The 15,800-nt window shown below is 61.6% G+C and carries 13 protein-coding genes; 8 read left to right on the top strand and 5 right to left on the bottom strand.

The features are described 5' to 3' along the window. The first annotated feature begins 3 nt into the window (after positions 1 to 3). Genes B0E48_RS02310 through B0E48_RS02300 form a run of 3 tightly spaced genes read left to right on the top strand, consistent with a single transcriptional unit; the run spans position 4 to position 2,707 of the window. Complete coding sequence (locus B0E48_RS02310; protein WP_077515809.1) at positions 4 to 846, top strand: NAD(P)-dependent oxidoreductase; 843 nt, start codon at positions 4 to 6, stop codon at positions 844 to 846. Further along, complete coding sequence (locus B0E48_RS02305) at positions 843 to 1,907, top strand: class I SAM-dependent methyltransferase (RefSeq protein ID WP_217317782.1); 1,065 nt, start codon at positions 843 to 845, stop codon at positions 1,905 to 1,907. Before B0E48_RS02310 ends, B0E48_RS02305 begins: the two co-directional genes overlap by 4 nt. Continuing rightward, the gene (locus tag B0E48_RS02300; RefSeq protein WP_077515807.1) at positions 1,904 to 2,707 is read left to right on the top strand and encodes a cephalosporin hydroxylase family protein; all 804 of its coding nucleotides are present in this window, start codon (positions 1,904 to 1,906) and stop codon (positions 2,705 to 2,707) included. The genes B0E48_RS02305 and B0E48_RS02300 overlap by 4 nt, the downstream gene beginning before the upstream one ends. A 105-nt stretch (positions 2,708 to 2,812) precedes the next feature. Here the strand turns inward: B0E48_RS02300 and B0E48_RS02295 are convergent, their stop codons facing one another. Further along, entirely contained in the window at positions 2,813 to 3,667 is an 855-nt protein-coding gene (locus B0E48_RS02295) for a glycosyltransferase family 2 protein (RefSeq protein WP_077515806.1), read from the bottom strand. Positions 3,668 to 4,069: 402 nt separating this feature from the next. On the opposite strand from B0E48_RS02295, the gene pilB reads away from it, so the two are divergent. The 4 genes from pilB to coaE all read left to right on the top strand — a co-directional run bounded on the left by pilB (position 4,070) and on the right by coaE (position 8,790). After that, complete coding sequence (pilB, locus tag B0E48_RS02290) at positions 4,070 to 5,791, top strand: type IV-A pilus assembly ATPase PilB (protein WP_077515805.1); 1,722 nt, start codon at positions 4,070 to 4,072, stop codon at positions 5,789 to 5,791. A gap of 141 nt (positions 5,792 to 5,932) precedes the next feature. Then, entirely contained in the window at positions 5,933 to 7,201 is a 1,269-nt protein-coding gene (locus B0E48_RS02285; RefSeq protein ID WP_077515804.1) for a type II secretion system F family protein, read from the top strand. 117 nt (positions 7,202 to 7,318) lie between these two features. Beyond that, the gene (locus tag B0E48_RS02280) at positions 7,319 to 8,176 is read left to right on the top strand and encodes an A24 family peptidase (protein WP_077515803.1); all 858 of its coding nucleotides are present in this window, start codon (positions 7,319 to 7,321) and stop codon (positions 8,174 to 8,176) included. Next, positions 8,173 to 8,790 carry a dephospho-CoA kinase gene (gene coaE, locus B0E48_RS02275; protein WP_077515802.1) on the top strand — a complete coding sequence of 206 codons (618 nt, stop codon included), beginning with the start codon at positions 8,173 to 8,175 and terminating at the stop codon, positions 8,788 to 8,790. The genes B0E48_RS02280 and coaE overlap by 4 nt, the downstream gene beginning before the upstream one ends. 141 nt (positions 8,791 to 8,931) lie before the next feature. Here coaE and B0E48_RS02270 read toward each other — a convergent pair whose 3' ends face one another. The 4 genes from B0E48_RS02270 to lgt all read right to left on the bottom strand — a co-directional run bounded on the left by B0E48_RS02270 (position 8,932) and on the right by lgt (position 12,287). Further along, positions 8,932 to 9,897 carry a Nudix family hydrolase gene (locus tag B0E48_RS02270; protein WP_254423819.1) on the bottom strand — a complete coding sequence of 322 codons (966 nt, stop codon included), beginning with the start codon at positions 9,895 to 9,897 and terminating at the stop codon, positions 8,932 to 8,934. Then, on the bottom strand, positions 9,897 to 10,385 hold the full coding sequence (locus B0E48_RS02265; protein ID WP_077515801.1) for a dihydrofolate reductase: 489 nt from the start codon (positions 10,383 to 10,385) through the stop codon (positions 9,897 to 9,899). Before B0E48_RS02265 ends, B0E48_RS02270 begins: the two co-directional genes overlap by 1 nt. Before the next feature lie 214 nt (positions 10,386 to 10,599). Further along, positions 10,600 to 11,394 (bottom strand): thymidylate synthase, encoded by a 795-nt coding sequence (locus tag B0E48_RS02260; protein ID WP_077515800.1) that lies wholly within the window; start codon positions 11,392 to 11,394, stop codon positions 10,600 to 10,602. 2 nt (positions 11,395 to 11,396) lie between these two features. Further along, entirely contained in the window at positions 11,397 to 12,287 is an 891-nt protein-coding gene (gene lgt, locus B0E48_RS02255; RefSeq protein ID WP_077515799.1) for a prolipoprotein diacylglyceryl transferase, read from the bottom strand. A gap of 600 nt (positions 12,288 to 12,887) precedes the next feature. Between lgt and B0E48_RS02250 the strand changes: the two genes are divergently transcribed. Then, positions 12,888 to 15,800 carry a TonB-dependent receptor gene (locus B0E48_RS02250; protein ID WP_168170272.1) on the top strand — a complete coding sequence of 971 codons (2,913 nt, stop codon included), beginning with the start codon at positions 12,888 to 12,890 and terminating at the stop codon, positions 15,798 to 15,800.

The raw sequence follows: 15,800 nt of genomic DNA, 5'->3' as shown, positions 1-15,800 counted from the left end.
CGGATGCGCGTTGCCATCACTGGCGCAAGCGGGTTTGTCGGTCGGCATGTGTTGCGCGAGCTGCAGGCGCGTGATGTGGACATAGTGGTCGCAAGCCGAACATCGGAGCGATCATTTCTCGAAAACAGCAGGACGGAAATTTTGCCGATGGACATCGCCAAGGTGTCCTCGGATCCCTACCAATTGATGGGCGCCCCCGACGTGCTTGTTCATCTGGCGTGGGATGGGCTGCCCAATTATCAATCCCGCGCACACATCGAAACCGAGCTCCCCACACAGCTACGATTTCTCGAGGCATGCCTGACATCAGGCTTGAAGAGACTGGTTGTGACTGGCACCTGCTTTGAATACGGCATGACTTCAGGTGAAATTTCCGAGAGCAGCGAGACACAACCATGCACGCAATATGGTGCTGCCAAAGACACGTTGCGAAAGCATCTCGAAGAGTTGAATTCCACTTGTCCCTACCAACTGGCATGGTTGCGACTTTTCTATCTTTATGGCCCAGGCCAATCGAAAAATTCGCTGTATTCCTTGCTGACAACCGCGATACAGCGCGGTGATACCGAGTTCGACATGTCTGGCGGTGAGCAAGTACGGGATTTCCTTCCTATTCAAGAAGCTGCTCGAATCGTCTGTGACATAGCGTTGTCTCCGATTGATGTAGGCGTCGTCAACGTCTGCAGCGGCACACCCACTACGGTGCGCGAACTCGTCGAAGCGTGGATCGTCGAGAGACATTCAAGCATTACGATGAATCTGGGACGCATTCCTTATTCCGAGATCGAGCCGATGTCGTTCTGGGGAACCCGGGGGAAACTGGACGCAATTTTGGAGGCATTGTGAGCAAACAAGAACTTTTTCGGCTGCATGGTGTTCCTGCCTACCAGAACAAGATGTTCAATAGTCCTGAGGCTGCGAAAAGCTGCCCCTCTGGTGATGTCGTTCTGGTGCAGGACATGAAGACTGGGCTTGTATTCAACGATGCCTATGACCAAGAAATACTCAATTACGACGAGAGCTATCAAAACGAGCAAGGGCACTCGCACATCTTTCAGTCTCATCTGAATGAAGTGCTTGGAAAAATTGACTTACACTTTTCGGGTGGACGAATCCTTGAGGTCGGTTGCGGAAAAGGAGGCTTTCTGGATCTCATTCGGCAGCGGGGACACGACGCCATCGGTGTTGATCCCGCCTATGAAGGCGATGCACCCTATATTCACAAGCAGCACTTTGATGCCAGTCTGAAGATCAAAGCGGATGCAGTTGTATTGCGCCACGTACTCGAGCACATACCTCAGCCTTTGGAGTTTTTGCGTGCCATTGCTTCAGCCAATGGTGGTCAAGGGAAAATCTATATTGAAGTCCCATGCCTGGATTGGATAATTCAGCAACGTGCCTGGTTTGATGTTTTCTATGAACATGTCAATTACTTTCGCCTGTCCGATTTCAATCGCATGTTCGGTGTCACTTACGAAATGGGCCATTTGTTCGGCGGTCAATATATCTACGTGATCGCGGAATTAGCGTCATTAAGGGAGCCCGAATTGGTCGGGTTGGTTGATGTCGTCCACTTTCCACAAAATTTTTTGGGCGAGCTCGAAGGCTGCTTGAATACACCATTGAAGGCGAGTAACAGGATAGTGTGGGGCGCCGCTGCCAAAGGTGTCATGTTTTCACATCACATGGCAACACGCGGGGCACCGCTGGACTTTGCCATCGACATCAATCCCGCTAAGCAAGGAAAATTCTTGGGTGGATCAGCGCTGCCGGTCCTTTCACCAGCAGATGGACTGACAAAACTTTCAACTGGTGGCGACGTGTTCGTGATGAACTCAAATTATATGGAAGAAATATCCAGTCTTGGCGGCAATCATTTGAACTACATCTCGGTAGATCGCACATGAATAATTTCACAAACGAAGTTGATGGTCGCGTCAGAAAAAACATGAACGACGAGGCTTTGAAAGCGTGTACGCAATCCTTCATGCAAGCATCTATTGCCGCGATGTACTCTTATAACTTCTCGACCTTGGGTCGCCCGATCATCCAGTATCCCCAAGACATGGTGGCAATGCAGGAATTGATCTGGCAGGTCAGGCCCGATCTCATCATCGAAGCAGGCATCGCCCACGGCGGCTCGTTGATCCTCAGCGCATCGATGCTCGCACTGCTCGACTACTGCGATGCAGTGAACAGCGGACAAAAGCTCGACCCGCAGGCTACCCGCCGCCGGGTACTCGGCATCGACATCGATATCCGCGCCCACAACCGCACAGCGATTGAGGCACATCCGATGGCGCATCGGATCGACATGATCCAGGGCTCCTCGATCGCTCCGGAAATAATCGCCAAAGTTCACCAGGCCGCAGCTGGCTACGAACGGATCCTGGTCATCCTCGATTCCAACCACACGCATGAGCATGTTTTGGCTGAACTCGAAGCCTACGCGCCACTGACCAGCCAAGGCAGCTATTGCGTGGTGTTTGACACCGTGGTGGAAGACCTTCCTGATGCCATGTTCCCTGACCGTCCGTGGGGTAAGGGCAATAACCCGAAAACGGCGGTGTGGGAGTATCAGCGTCGCCTGAAAGATGAAGGCCGGCTCGCCGCAGATGGCGCGCCCTTAGCATTCGAAGTGGACAAAGCGCTGGAGAGCAAGCTGCTTATTACCGTGGCGCCCGATGGGTATCTTAAGCGTCTTTAAGCGGAATGCTTCAAAGTGTCCCGGCTACAGCATCTCGCAACTCGCTTGCGAGATGCTGCAGGAATTGCCGATACCGCGGACCTGCGGGGTCACAACTGATCTCATCTAGCTGTCACGTCGATACATGAGCGCTGTGACCTGCTCGGATATCAAGCCGATCAGGAATACGATCACGGCTGCACTCCACATCAAGGTGCTGCCGTTGGTGAGCCGCCCATCGTGCATGAAGGTCCATGCGTAATTGAAGCAACCCAGCAGAAAGAACACTGCACTGGCCGGCACGAACAGCTTCAATGGCGAGTACAGCGTGGCGATCTTGAAGATGATCAGCAGGAAGCGCAGACCGTCGCGTACTGGCTTGATGTGGCTCTTGCCAACCCTCTGGGCAGCCTTGATCGGCACATAGGCAACCGGATAGGCGCTGCGGAAGAACGCCATAGTGCTGGTGGTGGGATAGCTGAAACCGTTCGGTAGCAGGTGGATGAACTCGCGGAACTTGTCCGCGCGCACGGCGCGGAAGCCGGAGGTGAGATCCAGCACGGGATGACCGGTCATGCGCGTGGCCAGCCAGTTGTACAAGGTGTTGGCGAGGCCGCGGCCGACACCGGCTTGGCTGCTCCAGTCGCGCGCGCCAACCACCATGTCGTAGCCGCGGCTCAATTCCTGCAGCAGGCGCGCGATATCGGCCGGATCGTGCTGGCCGTCACCATCCATGAACACAAGGATGTCACCGGTCGCTGCACGTGCGCCGCGCTTGATCGCCGCGCCGTTGCCCATCGAGTACGGCGAGGACAGGCATGCGACGCCATTGTCCTTGCAGATACTGCGGGTGTCGTCGGTGGAACCGTCGTCGACCACGATGATTTCGGCCTCGGGATGCGTGGCACGCAGGCGAGGCAGCAGCGCGGCCAGCGCAGGCGCCTCGTTCTTGGCGGGCAGAATGATGCTCAGACGGTTCAACAGATGGCTCCCCTCGGGTGAACAGGAATCATAGCGTGAAGGCTGGACGGCGGTTTGGTCAGGATGCCGGGGGCATCGGTGCGCTCGATTGAGTCCTGCTTCGTCGGACGTGGACTGCCCGCTTGAACCAGCGGACGGTCTTAGGTGCTCATCCGACAGATGCACGAGTGACAGGTGCACGAGCTCACCTGTGCATGCGGGCTTGGTTTGGCATGCGCGATTGGGCTTGATCGTGGTTGCCAAGGGCAAGCATCACGCACAAGGTGCGCTTCTACACGACGGGAAGACAATCGGTGTCTTGTGCGCCGCATCACGTGACCGCTCCGGCTTGCAGGCAAAGGATGACCTGCGGGCCGGACTGCGGTAGATTCAACCACATACAGGGGCAAGGTCGAGTAGGTTATGTCATCTCAATTGCAACCGTCGCTCGCGGGTCTGTCCGGCATGGCGCGCCGGCTGGTGTCCGAAGGGGTGCTGCCGGAGGCCGACGTACGCAAGGCCATGGCCGACAGCAGCCAGAACAAGACCACCTTGGCGGCGTGGTTGCTGGACCGAAGCCTGGTCGATAGCACCCAGCTGACCCAGATCGCCTCGGCCGAGTTCGGTATGCCGATGATGGATGTGACCACGCTGAATCCCACCACCATGCCGATGGATCTGATCAGCGAAGCGCTGATCACCAAGCACCAGGCGCTGCCGCTGTTCCGGCGCGGCAAGCGGCTGTTTGTCGGCATCGCCGATCCGATGCAGTCACATGCACTGGACGAGATCAAGTTCCACTCCAATTGCATGGTGGAGCCGATTCTGGTCGAACGCGGCTCGTTGCTGCGGACGATCGAAACCCTGCTCAACAGCATCCGCAACAGCATGCCCGACATGGGTGGCGGCGACCTGGACGACCTGGATATCGAAGGCGGCGACGAGGAGTCAGAGTCGAGCGGCATTGATGCCAACGCTCTGGACGATGCACCGGTGGTGAAGTTCGTCAACAAGATCCTGGTCGACGCAATCCGTCGCGGTGCTTCGGACATCCATTTCGAGCCGTTCGAGACCCAGTACCGGGTGCGTCTGCGCATGGATGGCATGTTGCGTGCGGTGGCCAGCCCGCCGATGAAGATGGCGAACCGCATCTCCTCGCGCATCAAGGTGATGGCGCAACTGGACATCGCCGAGAAGCGCGTGCCGCAGGACGGCCGCATCAAACTCAACCTGTCCAAGACCCGCGCCATCGATTTCCGCGTGAGTTCGCTGCCGACCCTGTTCGGCGAGAAGATCGTGCTGCGCATCCTGGACGGCTCCTCCGCCAAGATCGGCATCGAGAAGCTCGGCTATGAGCCGGAACAGCAGAAACTCTTCATCGACGCGATCCACAAGCCGTACGGCATGGTGCTGGTCACCGGCCCAACCGGTTCCGGCAAGACCGTGTCGCTGTATACCGGCCTGAACATGCTCAACACCGACGAGCGCAACATCTCGACGGTGGAGGACCCGGTGGAAATCCGCGTCGAGGGCATCAACCAGGTGCAGCAGAACGTGAAGCGCGGCATGACGTTTGCCAGCGCGCTGCGCTCGTTCCTGCGCCAGGATCCGGACGTGATCATGGTCGGCGAGATCCGCGACCTGGAAACCGCCGAGATCGCGATCAAGGCGGCGCAGACCGGCCACATGGTGCTGTCCACCCTGCATACCAACGACGCCGCGCAGACCATCGCGCGCCTGATGAACATGGGTATCGCGCCGTACAACATCATCTCCTCGGTGACCCTGATCATCGCCCAGCGCCTGGCGCGCCGCCTGCACGAATGCAAAAAGCCGATGGAACTGCCGCCGGCCGTGCTGTTGGCCGCGGGCTTCAGCCAGGCTGACATCGACGCCGGTCTGACGGTCTATGAAGCCGTCGGCTGCGACAGTTGCAACGAGGGCTACAAGGGCCGCGTGGGCATCTATCAGGTGATGCCGATGCTGGAGGACATCCAGAAAATCATCCTGCAGGGCGGCAATGCAATGCAAATCTCCGAGGTGGCCCGTGCCGCCGGGGTGAACGATCTGCGCGCGTCGGCCCTGCTCAAGGTAAAGAATGGGTTGACCAGCCTGACCGAGATCGATCGGGTAACCAAGGAGTGACCGTCTGTTCCGCGACGCCCGTAGCATCGAACATGCGGGCGGCGCCACGGTTTGGGGCGGCCGGGTGACATAAGCTGTATAAACAACTTGTCCACTGCCGACTTCGGCAGGTCTGGACTGAACTTCCGGGGGAAGATGCGTATGGCCACGGCTACCGCAAACGCAAACAAGACGCGCGCGCTCGGCGCCCAACGGGCCGAAGTCAGCCGGCTGACCACCTACGAGTGGGTGGCGCTGGACAAGCGCGGCAAGCGCATGAAAGGCGACATGCCGGCGAAGAACGCCTCGCTGGTCAAGGCCGAGCTGCGCCGCCAAGGCATGAATCCGCAGACGGTGAAGGAACGCGCCAAGCCGCTGTTCGGCGCTTCAGGCAGCACGGTCAAGCCGGGCGATGTCGCGATTTTCAGCCGCCAGATCGCCACCATGATGGCGTCCGGCGTGCCGATGGTCCAGGCCTTCGACATCATCGCCGATGGCCAGAAGAACGTCCGCTTCAAGAACATCCTGCTGGATGTGAAACAGAACATCGAAGGTGGCGCGGCCCTGCATGAGGCGCTTGGTCGCTACCCGGTGCAGTTCGATGAGCTGTACTGCAACCTGGTGCACGCCGGCGAGACCTCCGGCGTGCTGGATACCGTACTGGCTACCGTCGCCACCTACAAGGAGCGCACGGAGTCGATCAAGAAGAAGATCAAGAAGGCGCTGTTCTACCCGATGATGGTGTTGGTCGTGGTGTTCCTGGTCTGCCTGATCATGCTGCTGTTCGTGGTGCCGGTGTTCGCGAAGACCTTCAAGGATGCCGGCGCCGACCTGCCGGCACCGACCCAGATCCTGGTCAGCGCCTCGCAGTTCATGCAGAGCTACTGGTGGTTGGTGATCGGCATTGTCGTCGGCGGTGTCGTTGCGCTGATCGTTGCGAAGAAACGCTCGGTGAAATTTGCCCACTTCCTCGACCGCATGGCGCTGAAGATGCCGGTGATGGGCAATATCGTGCGCAATTCCGCTATCGCCCGCTTCGCCCGCACGCTTGGCGTCACCTTCCGCGCCGGCGTGCCGCTGGTCGAGGCGCTGGATGCGGTATCGGGTGCCACCGGCAGCGTGGTCTATGGCGACGCGGTCAAGCAGATGCGCGACGACATCGCGGTGGGCCACCAGCTGCAACTGGCGATGAAACAGACCGGCCTGTTCCCCAACATGGTGGTGCAGATGACCGCGATCGGCGAGGAGTCCGGTTCGCTGGACAACATGCTGTTCAAGGTGGCCGAGTTCTACGAGGAAGAAGTCAGCAACGCCGTCGACACTCTGTCCACCCTGCTTGAACCGATCATCATGGTGGTGCTTGGTACCCTGGTCGGCGGCATGGTAATCGCGTTGTACCTGCCGATCTTCAAGCTCGCCGGCACGTTCTGACACGACCCCAACAAACCAAATCAAAGCCGGCGGGCAATGCCCACCCTACAATGGCATCACGCTTCGTAGGGCGGGCATTGCCCGCCGCTTTTATTTGCAAAAACACAAGGCCGATGCATGCCCGACCTCCCCTTTGCCCTGTGGATCGCCCTCGCCGCCGTACTGGGGCTGCTGGTCGGCAGTTTTCTCAATGTGGTGATCCTGCGCCTGCCGGAACGCATGGCGGCAGGTTGGCGGCAGGAGGCACGCGAAGTACTGGAACTTGAAGCCGACGCCGCGCCGCTGCCGCCGGGCATCGTGCGCGAGCCTTCGCACTGCCCGCAGTGCAAGCATCCGTTGTCGGCGCTGGACAATATTCCGCTGTTCGGCTGGCTGCTGTTGCGCGGGCGCTGCCGCTACTGCCAGGCGCGCATCTCGATCCAGTACCCGCTGGTGGAGCTGCTCAGCAGCGTGCTGAGCGCGGTGATCGTGTGGAAGTTCGGACCGACATGGCCTGCGCTGGCGGGACTGCTGCTGACCTGGACCCTGATCGCGCTGTCCGGCATCGACTTTCGCACCCAGTTGCTGCCAGACCAGCTGACGTTTCCGCTGCTGTGGCTGGGCCTGCTGCTGGCATTGCTGCCGATGTTCGTCGCCGCACCCGCGGCGATCATCGGCGCGGCCATCGGCTACCTGAGCCTGTGGAGTGTGTATTGGGTATTCAAGCTGCTGACTGGCAAGGAGGGCATGGGCTACGGTGATTTCAAGCTGCTTGCTGCGCTGGGCGCATGGATGGGACCGGTGGCGCTGCTGCCGATCATCCTGCTGTCGTCGCTGATCGGCGCACTGGTCGGCGGCAGCCTGATCGCGTTGCGGCGGCACCAGCGCGAGGTGCCGATGCCGTTCGGCCCGTTCATCGCTGCCGCCGGCTGGGCCTGGTTCGTGGCCGGACCGGAGCTGCTGCAAGGCTACATGCACCTGACCGGGCTGCGATGAGCGAACCGCGCGCCATGATCGTCGCGCTGACCGGTGGCGTCGCTGCCGGCAAGAGCGCGGTGGCGCGGCGCTTCGAAACACTCGGTGTGCATGTGCACGATGCGGACATCGCTGCTCGGGAAGTGATCGAGCCCGGCACCCCGGGGCTGGCTGCGGTCATCGATACCTTCGGCGCTGGTGTGCTGGATGCATCGGGTCGGCTGGACCGTCGGGCGATGCGCCAGCGCGTGTTTGCCGATCCAGCGGCGCGGCAGATGCTGGAAGCGATCATCCATCCACTGGTGCGCGAGTGGTTGCATGAGCATGCACTGGCCGAACGCGGACCGTATGGACTGCTGGCGATTCCGCTGCTGGCGGAAAACATCGCGCACTATCGCTGGGTCGATCGCGTGCTGCTGGTCGACGCCCCCGAAACCATGCAGCTCGCACGGCTTATGAGTCGCGATGGCATCGACGAGACGCTGGCCCGGCGCATGCTGGTCCAGCAGGCCAGCCGCGCCGAGCGACTGGCGCTCGCCGACGACGTGATCACGAATGATGGCGACGAAGCTGCCCTCGACGCAGCCGTCGCCGAACTGCATCAACGCTATCTGGCGCTGGCGGCCACCGCGTAATCCTGCGTAGGAGCGCACCCCCGGATCGAGTTCGGTGGAGGCTCTGTGCGCGATGGCCTTTGCCGAAAAGCTATCGCGTACGACCGAAGGAAGTCCCTTGCGGGCAGGGTTCACTCTTACAGCCCCGATTGGCGGACGTCTTTACGGCCAGAATTCGCGCATGCCGGCAACGCCCTGCCCGCTGTGCTGGCGGGCCTGGGCGATCTGCAGGGGAGCCGCGCCGCCCAGCGCATACACCGGCAACGACGCGGCCTCGGCCAGCGACTGGAATCTCGGCCAGCCCAACGGAGATGTCTGCGGGTGGCTGGGAGTGGCGGCTACCGGCGACAGCGTGGCGAAGTCCGCCTCGACCCGTGACGCCTGCGCCAGATGCGCCGCATCGTGGCAACTGGCGCCGACCAGCTGCTGCAGTGGCAACGGACGCTCGGACAACGCGGACAGTTGCGTGCTCCTGAGGTGCACACCGATGCCCAGGCTGCGCGCACCCTCGACATCGCCATGCAGCAACAACTGCGTGTCATGTCGTCGCGCCAGCGGCAACAGGGCGGCTGCCAGTTCGCGCACCAGTTCACGCGGCCATAGCGGCAGGCGCAGTTGCAGCATCCGCTCACCGCGCACGATCGCGTGGCCGATCCGCTCGAACCACAGGCCGCGTTGATCCGGCGATACATCCGACGGCGTGATCGGGTAGCGCGGCGGCAGCCGCAGCGCCTGCAGGATCGCGCGATCGGCCAGCGTGAGGATGGCCGGATCGACCTGGGCCGGCAGCAGCCACTGCAACGCCTGGCCTTCCCGCGATTGCGGCACGCCTTCCCATTGATCGACCTGCCATGTATCCAGCAGCAGCTCGCGATCGACGTAATGACGCGGCACCCGGATCAGCGGCGCGGCGCGTTGCAGGTTGATGCCCAGCTCCTCATGCAGCTCACGCGCCAGCGCGGCCAGGGGCACCTCGCCTGGCTCGAGCTTGCCACCGGGAAACTCCCACATGCCAGCCAGATGTTTGCCGGGCGGACGCTGCGCCAGCAGCACACGCCCCTCGGCATCGAGCAGGACGCCGGCCATCACATGCATGACCACCGGCTTGGGCGCGGCGGGTGCAGGCATCAGCTGTTGCGCAGGTATTCAACCATGTCGAAATCGTGGGCGTGCTCGGCATCGGCCTTGTGGTGCACACGCGAGACCTCGACCCAGTCGCTGAAATGCACGCCCGGGAAGAACGTGTCGGCACCATCGACCGCGGCGGCGACCCAGGTCAGGTACATGCGCCTGGCGCGCGGCAACGCCTCGGTAAACACCTCGCCGCCACCGATCACCATCAGTCCGGTGTTGTCGGTGCGGGCCTGTGCTTCCTCCACCGAACGCACCGTGATCTGCCCGGGGAACGGCGCCTCGTGCCGGCGCGACAGCACCAGGTTGACCCGATCCGGCAGCGCGCGGCCGATCGAGACCGCCGTGTTGTAGCCCATCAGAACGTTCTTGCCGGTGGTCAGCTGCTTGAACCAGCGCAGGTCATCCGGCAGGTGCCACGGCAGCTGTCCCTTGCGGCCGATAGCGAAGTTTTCGTCAAGTGCGGCAATCAGCGAAATGGCCATTTTTAATCCTTGGAAGGCATGTTCGATGGAGTGGCCCACGCCTGCGGATGGCGCTGCCGAATGCCTCGAATCTTAGCAGGATGCGTTGCATCCCAGAGGTGAGGGTGTGACCGCCTGGCATGGGGTTGTGGATGGGCTGGCGAGCGGCAACTATTGCAGCGCATGAGCGTGTTTGCAGGGCGGGCAATGCCCGCCCTACGAAGCCGGATACCGGCTACACGGCGACGGCGGCCTTGATCGCCGGGAGCGGCGCATAGCCTTCGATGGCGATGTCCTCGTAGCGGAAATCGAAGATCGAACGCACGTCGGGATTGAGCTGCAGTCGCGGCAGCGGCTGGGGTTCGCGGGTCAGCTGCAGCCGCGCCTGCTCGATGTGATTGTTGTACAGGTGCGCATCGCCCAGCGTGTGCACGAAATCGCCCACGCCGAGCCCGCACACCTGCGCCACCATGTGGGTGAGCAGCGCATAGCTGGCGATGTTGAACGGCACGCCGAGAAAGATGTCGCCCGAACGCTGGTACAACTGGCAGCTCAGCTTGCCGTCCGCCACGTAGAACTGGAACAGGCTGTGGCACGGCAGCAGCGCCATCTTCGGCAACTCGCCAACGTTCCATGCGCTGACGATCAGCCGGCGCGAATCGGGGTTGCGCCGGATCTCGTCGACTACCCAACGGATCTGGTCGACCACGCCACCGTCGGCGGTCGGCCACGCGCGCCATTGCTGGCCATAGACCGGTCCAAGGTCGCCGTTCGCATCGGCCCATTCGTCCCAGATCCGCACGCCGTGTTCCTTCAGGTAGGCGATATTGGTATCGCCGCGCAGGAACCAGATCAGCTCATGCACGATGGACTTCAGGTGCAGCTTCTTGGTGGTGACCAGCGGAAAACCTTCCGTCAGATCGAAGCGCATCTGCCAGCCGAACACGCTGCGCGTGCCGGTGCCGGTGCGGTCGGTCTTTTCGGTGCCGTGGTCGAGCACGTGGCGGAGCAGGTCGAGGTAGGCGCGCACGATCAGCCCTTCGCCGCCACAGGGGCGAGCGGCAACGTGGGTGCACGGCGCGACAAGGCGATCAGCCACAGACCGATCAGCACCAGCGGCAACGACTGCAGCTGCCCCATCGTCACCCAGCCGAAGGCCAGATAACCCAGCTGCGGATCCGGCAGCCGCACGAATTCCACCGCGATGCGGAAGCAGCCGTACATCAGCGCGAACAGACCCGACACCAGGTAACGCGGCCGCGGCTTCATCGACACCAGCCAGATCACCACAAACATCACGGCGCCTTCGAGGACCATTTCGTACAGCTGGGAAGGATGCCGCACCAGGCCACCAAACTGCTGCAGTTGCGGCAACCATGCCGGATGACTGTCGACATAGGCCACGTCATCGGCACGCGCATTCGGAAACAGCATGCCCCACGCCAGCGCAGTGGGTTTGCCCCACAGTTCGCCATTGATGAAATTGCCCAGCCGGCCCAGACCCAACCCGATCGGCACCAGCGGCGCGACGAAATCCACGGTGTCGAAAAAATGCAGGCGCTGCCGGCGCGACCACCACCAGCCGGCCGCCAGTACGCCGAGCAGGCCGCCATGGAAACTCATGCCGCCGTCCCACACCTTGAACAGGGCCAGCGGCTCGTTCCAGATCCAGTGGATGCCGCCGGCGTAGTAGAACAGCATGTACCAGACGCGGCCGCCGACGATCACACCCATCATGCCGTAGAAAAACAGGTCGCCCAGCGCATCGCGGCTGACCGGCAAGCGCCCGTGACGCCGGCGATATTCACCCAGCACGGCAACGCTCAGGAAGCCGAGCAGATACATCAGTCCATACCAGTGCACCTGGATCGGGCCGAGGTGAAAAGCCACCGGATTGAAATGAACGACGAAAGGCTGGGGCATGGTGGCAACAGTGGCTGGCAAAGACCAAGTGTATCCGGGCCGGCCCATGGGGAGGTCAGCCATTCGATCGTCGACTCCGAGTGGTCAGCGGATGGCGCCATCGTGTCACCAACGCCTTGTGCACCATCGGGACATGCCATCGACGCAGGGGTGGCCGAATCAAATCGCCTGACGCCGGCAGCTTCGATGCCGGCTCACGGGGCAACGCGCCACTCCAGGCACTGAAGCGTGCCACATGACGTCCGCTGGCAACCCGCCAGCACCTCAAGGATGCCGGAGCCAGTCGCCGTACCGTCGCACGCCATCACGATCCCGCAGGCTTCGAAAAAGTGAACCTCATCACTATTTCTCGTTTAATTAAGTACTTGAAACGCTGCTTTCGAACAATGGTCGACCGGCCATAACGTAATTACACGACGTTTTTTCTTGCGAATCGACTGCGTTTTGGCTTACCGTCGGCCCCACTTCGTCTTTCCCCCAAGCTCGACGATGCCGTGGTGCGTGATCCCAACCCCGGGTAAGACGCGCCGTCCCAGATGCCTGAATGACTGGCTTTCCAAGCCGGTCCACGGCTGCTTTTGTTCGGAGTTTTTCCAGATCATGAAACAAAATACTTTGCTCGCTGCCGCCATCGCGGCAGCGCTGATGCTGCAGACGTGGACAGTTTCTGCGCAGGATGCGACCGCCGCCACGGCCCAGGACAGCGCCACCAGCAAGACCAAGCAGCTCGATACCGTGACGGTAACCGGCAGCCGCATCTCGAACCCGAACGTGATTTCGCCGACCCCGGTGAGCGTGCTCACCTCCGCTGACATCAAGGCGACCGGCGCGATCAACATCGGTGACGTGATGACCACGATCCCGCAGTTGGCCACCACGTTCACCATGGGCAACTCGACCCGCTTCATCGGCACCGCCGGCGTGCAGTCGCAGGATCTGCGCAACCTCGGCACCGACCGTACGCTGGTGCTGGTCAATGGCCGCCGCTTTGTCGGCGCCAGCGCCGGCAGCACGGCAGTCGACGTGAACATGATCCCCGCCGACTGGATCGAACGCGTGGAAATCATCACCGGCGGCGCCTCGGCGGTGTACGGCGCCGACGCCGTCACCGGCGTGGTCAACTTCATCCTGAAGAAGAACTACCAGGGCGCCAACCTGCATGCACAGTTCGGCAGCTCCGAGCACGGCGGCTTCAACAAGGAGCTGCTCTCGCTGACCGGCGGCATGAACTTCGCCCAGGACCGCGGCAACATCGCGGTGTCGGTGGAGCATAGCGACCAGGCTGCGCTGGAGTTCCACGACCGCTTCGGCCAGAAGTCCTACGCCGCGATCAAGACGCCGAACGGCCCGACCGATACCGCACTGTTCGACAATGCAGGCGGTTACACCAATCTTGACAGCGGTACGTTCTACCTCGGCAAGAGCTCGACCGACATCACCAACCGCTACGTGTTCAATCCGGACGGCAGCGTGCGCAAGCAGCGGTTCGATGGCACCTACGACAACGCCGGCCGTTGCCAGGATTGCGACTACCTGGATCTCAACTCGGTCTCCCAGCTGCAGCCGCGATACGGTCGCACCACGCTGAGCGCAGTCGCCTCGTTCGACATCACGCCGGAACACCGCCTGTACGCCGAAGGCACCTACAACCACGCCGACGTCAAGAAGTTCAGCCAGCCGGCGTTCTCCAGCACCAGCCACACGCCCTACAAGATCGCGCGTGACAATGCCTACATCACGCCCAGCCTCGCTGCGCTGATGGATGCCAACAACCTCAAGTCGATCACCCTGTCGCGCTTCGACACGGATGCGGGCCGCCGCGGCGAAGACACCAAACGCGACACCGTGCGTACCGTGTTCGGCGCCAACGGCATCATCGCCGGCGACTGGGACTACGACGCCTCGGTGAATTATGGCGAAACCAGCGAGACCCGCCATAATCTCAACAACCGCATCGTCGATCGCTTCAACGCCTCGATCGACGCGGTGCGCGACGGCAACGGCAACATCGTCTGCCGCTCGACGCTGAATCCGAACTCGGTCAACACGGGCACCGGCACGGTACTGAATCCGCTCGACGTGGCGGGCTGCGTGCCCACCAGCCTGTTCGGCGCCGGCGCGATCAACCCGGCTGCGGCGCAGTGGTTCAATACCACCACGACCACCAAGTCCAAGCTGACCCAGTTTGTCGGTGGCGGCACGATCACCAACAACAACCTGTTCGAGATGCCGGGCGATGCCGGTGCGGCCAGCGTCGTCGGTGGCGTCGAGTTCCGTCGCGAAACCAGCCATCAGAACACCGATCCGCTGGACGTCGCCGGTCTCACCTTCCTCAACGCAATCCCGAGCTCGGGTGGCGCGTATGACGTGAAGGAAGGCTATATCGAAACCGCGATGCCGCTGCTGTCCAATCGCAGCCTCGCCAAGAACCTGACCTTCGATGCCGCCGTGCGTTTCTCCGACTACAGCACCATCGGCCACACCAAGGCCTGGCGCTGGGGCCTGGACTGGGCCATCGACGACAACATCCGCCTGCGCGGCACGGTGTCCAGCGCCGTGCGTGCACCGAACATCGACGAACTGTTCAGCGGCCAGTCGCAGAACTTCTTCACGATCACCGATCCCTGCTCGGTCAACCAGCTCAAGAACGGCGCGGATCCGGCGGTGCGTGCCGCCAACTGCGCCGCGCTCGGCGTGCCGGCCAACTTCCAGTCCACCCGTACCAGCTCGGTACAAGGCATCTCGGGCAGCAACCCGAACCTGAAGCCGGAACAGGGCCGTACCTGGACCGCCGGCCTGGTGTTCACCCCGCAGTTCCTGGACGGTTTCGGCCTGACCGCGGACTACTGGAACATCAAGCTGACCGACGCGATCAGCGCCATCAGCGGCCAGGAAACTGCCAATCGTTGCGTGGATACGCCCAGCGGCATCGGCAACATCTACTGCGGCAACGTGACCCGCGACAGCGAGCATGAGATCAACTACGTCCAGTCGATCGTGCAGAACATCTCGGCACTGAAGACCTCGGGTGTCGACATTGGCACGTACTACACCCATGCCCTGGGTGCCGGCACCATGCGCTGGAACCTGGACGCTACCAAGGTGATCGCGTTCACCGAATATCCGTTCCAGGACGACCCGGAAGAGTCGATCCAGGACAACGGCACGTTCGGCTTCCCGAAGTGGAAGGCTTCGCTGCGCGCCACCTATACGCTGAACAACTGGATGCTCAACTGGAACACCCGTTACTTCTCGTCGATGCTGCGCGTGAGCAACGAGAGCTATAAGTCGAACCCGACCTCCACCACGCCGATCCGTTACGGCGCCGGCTTCTTCAACGATGCCAAGGTCAGCTACACCTTCGACAAGACGGGCCTGCAGGTGTACGCGGGTATCACCAACGTGTTCGATCGCAATCCGCCGGTCAACGTCTTCGGTGTCGGTAGCGAAGGTGCCGGCATGTACGACGCCCTCGGCCGTAGCTACTACGTCGGCGTCAACTACAACTACTGA

The sequence above is a fragment of the Rhodanobacter sp. C03 genome (assembly GCF_002001175.1).
In the GTDB taxonomy this organism is placed as follows: Bacteria; Pseudomonadota; Gammaproteobacteria; order Xanthomonadales; family Rhodanobacteraceae; genus Rhodanobacter.
The sequence above is the reverse complement of the archived record's forward strand: the minus strand, read 5'-3'. Positions and strand labels throughout refer to the sequence as shown.

Coding starts and splice junctions, on each gene's coding strand:
- B0E48_RS02310 (WP_077515809.1), top strand. CDS start 4: ATGCGCGTTGCCATCACTGGCGCAAGCGGGTTTGTCGGTCGGCATGTG.
- B0E48_RS02300 (WP_077515807.1), top strand. CDS start 1,904: ATGAATAATTTCACAAACGAAGTTGATGGTCGCGTCAGAAAAAACATG.
- pilB (WP_077515805.1), top strand. CDS start 4,070: ATGTCATCTCAATTGCAACCGTCGCTCGCGGGTCTGTCCGGCATGGCG.
- B0E48_RS02285 (WP_077515804.1), top strand. CDS start 5,933: ATGGCCACGGCTACCGCAAACGCAAACAAGACGCGCGCGCTCGGCGCC.
- B0E48_RS02280 (WP_077515803.1), top strand. CDS start 7,319: ATGCCCGACCTCCCCTTTGCCCTGTGGATCGCCCTCGCCGCCGTACTG.
- coaE (WP_077515802.1), top strand. CDS start 8,173: ATGAGCGAACCGCGCGCCATGATCGTCGCGCTGACCGGTGGCGTCGCT.
- B0E48_RS02270 (WP_254423819.1), bottom strand. CDS start 9,897: ATGCCTGCACCCGCCGCGCCCAAGCCGGTGGTCATGCATGTGATGGCC.
- B0E48_RS02265 (WP_077515801.1), bottom strand. CDS start 10,385: ATGGCCATTTCGCTGATTGCCGCACTTGACGAAAACTTCGCTATCGGC.
- lgt (WP_077515799.1), bottom strand. CDS start 12,287: ATGCCCCAGCCTTTCGTCGTTCATTTCAATCCGGTGGCTTTTCACCTC.
- B0E48_RS02250 (WP_168170272.1), top strand. CDS start 12,888: ATGAAACAAAATACTTTGCTCGCTGCCGCCATCGCGGCAGCGCTGATG.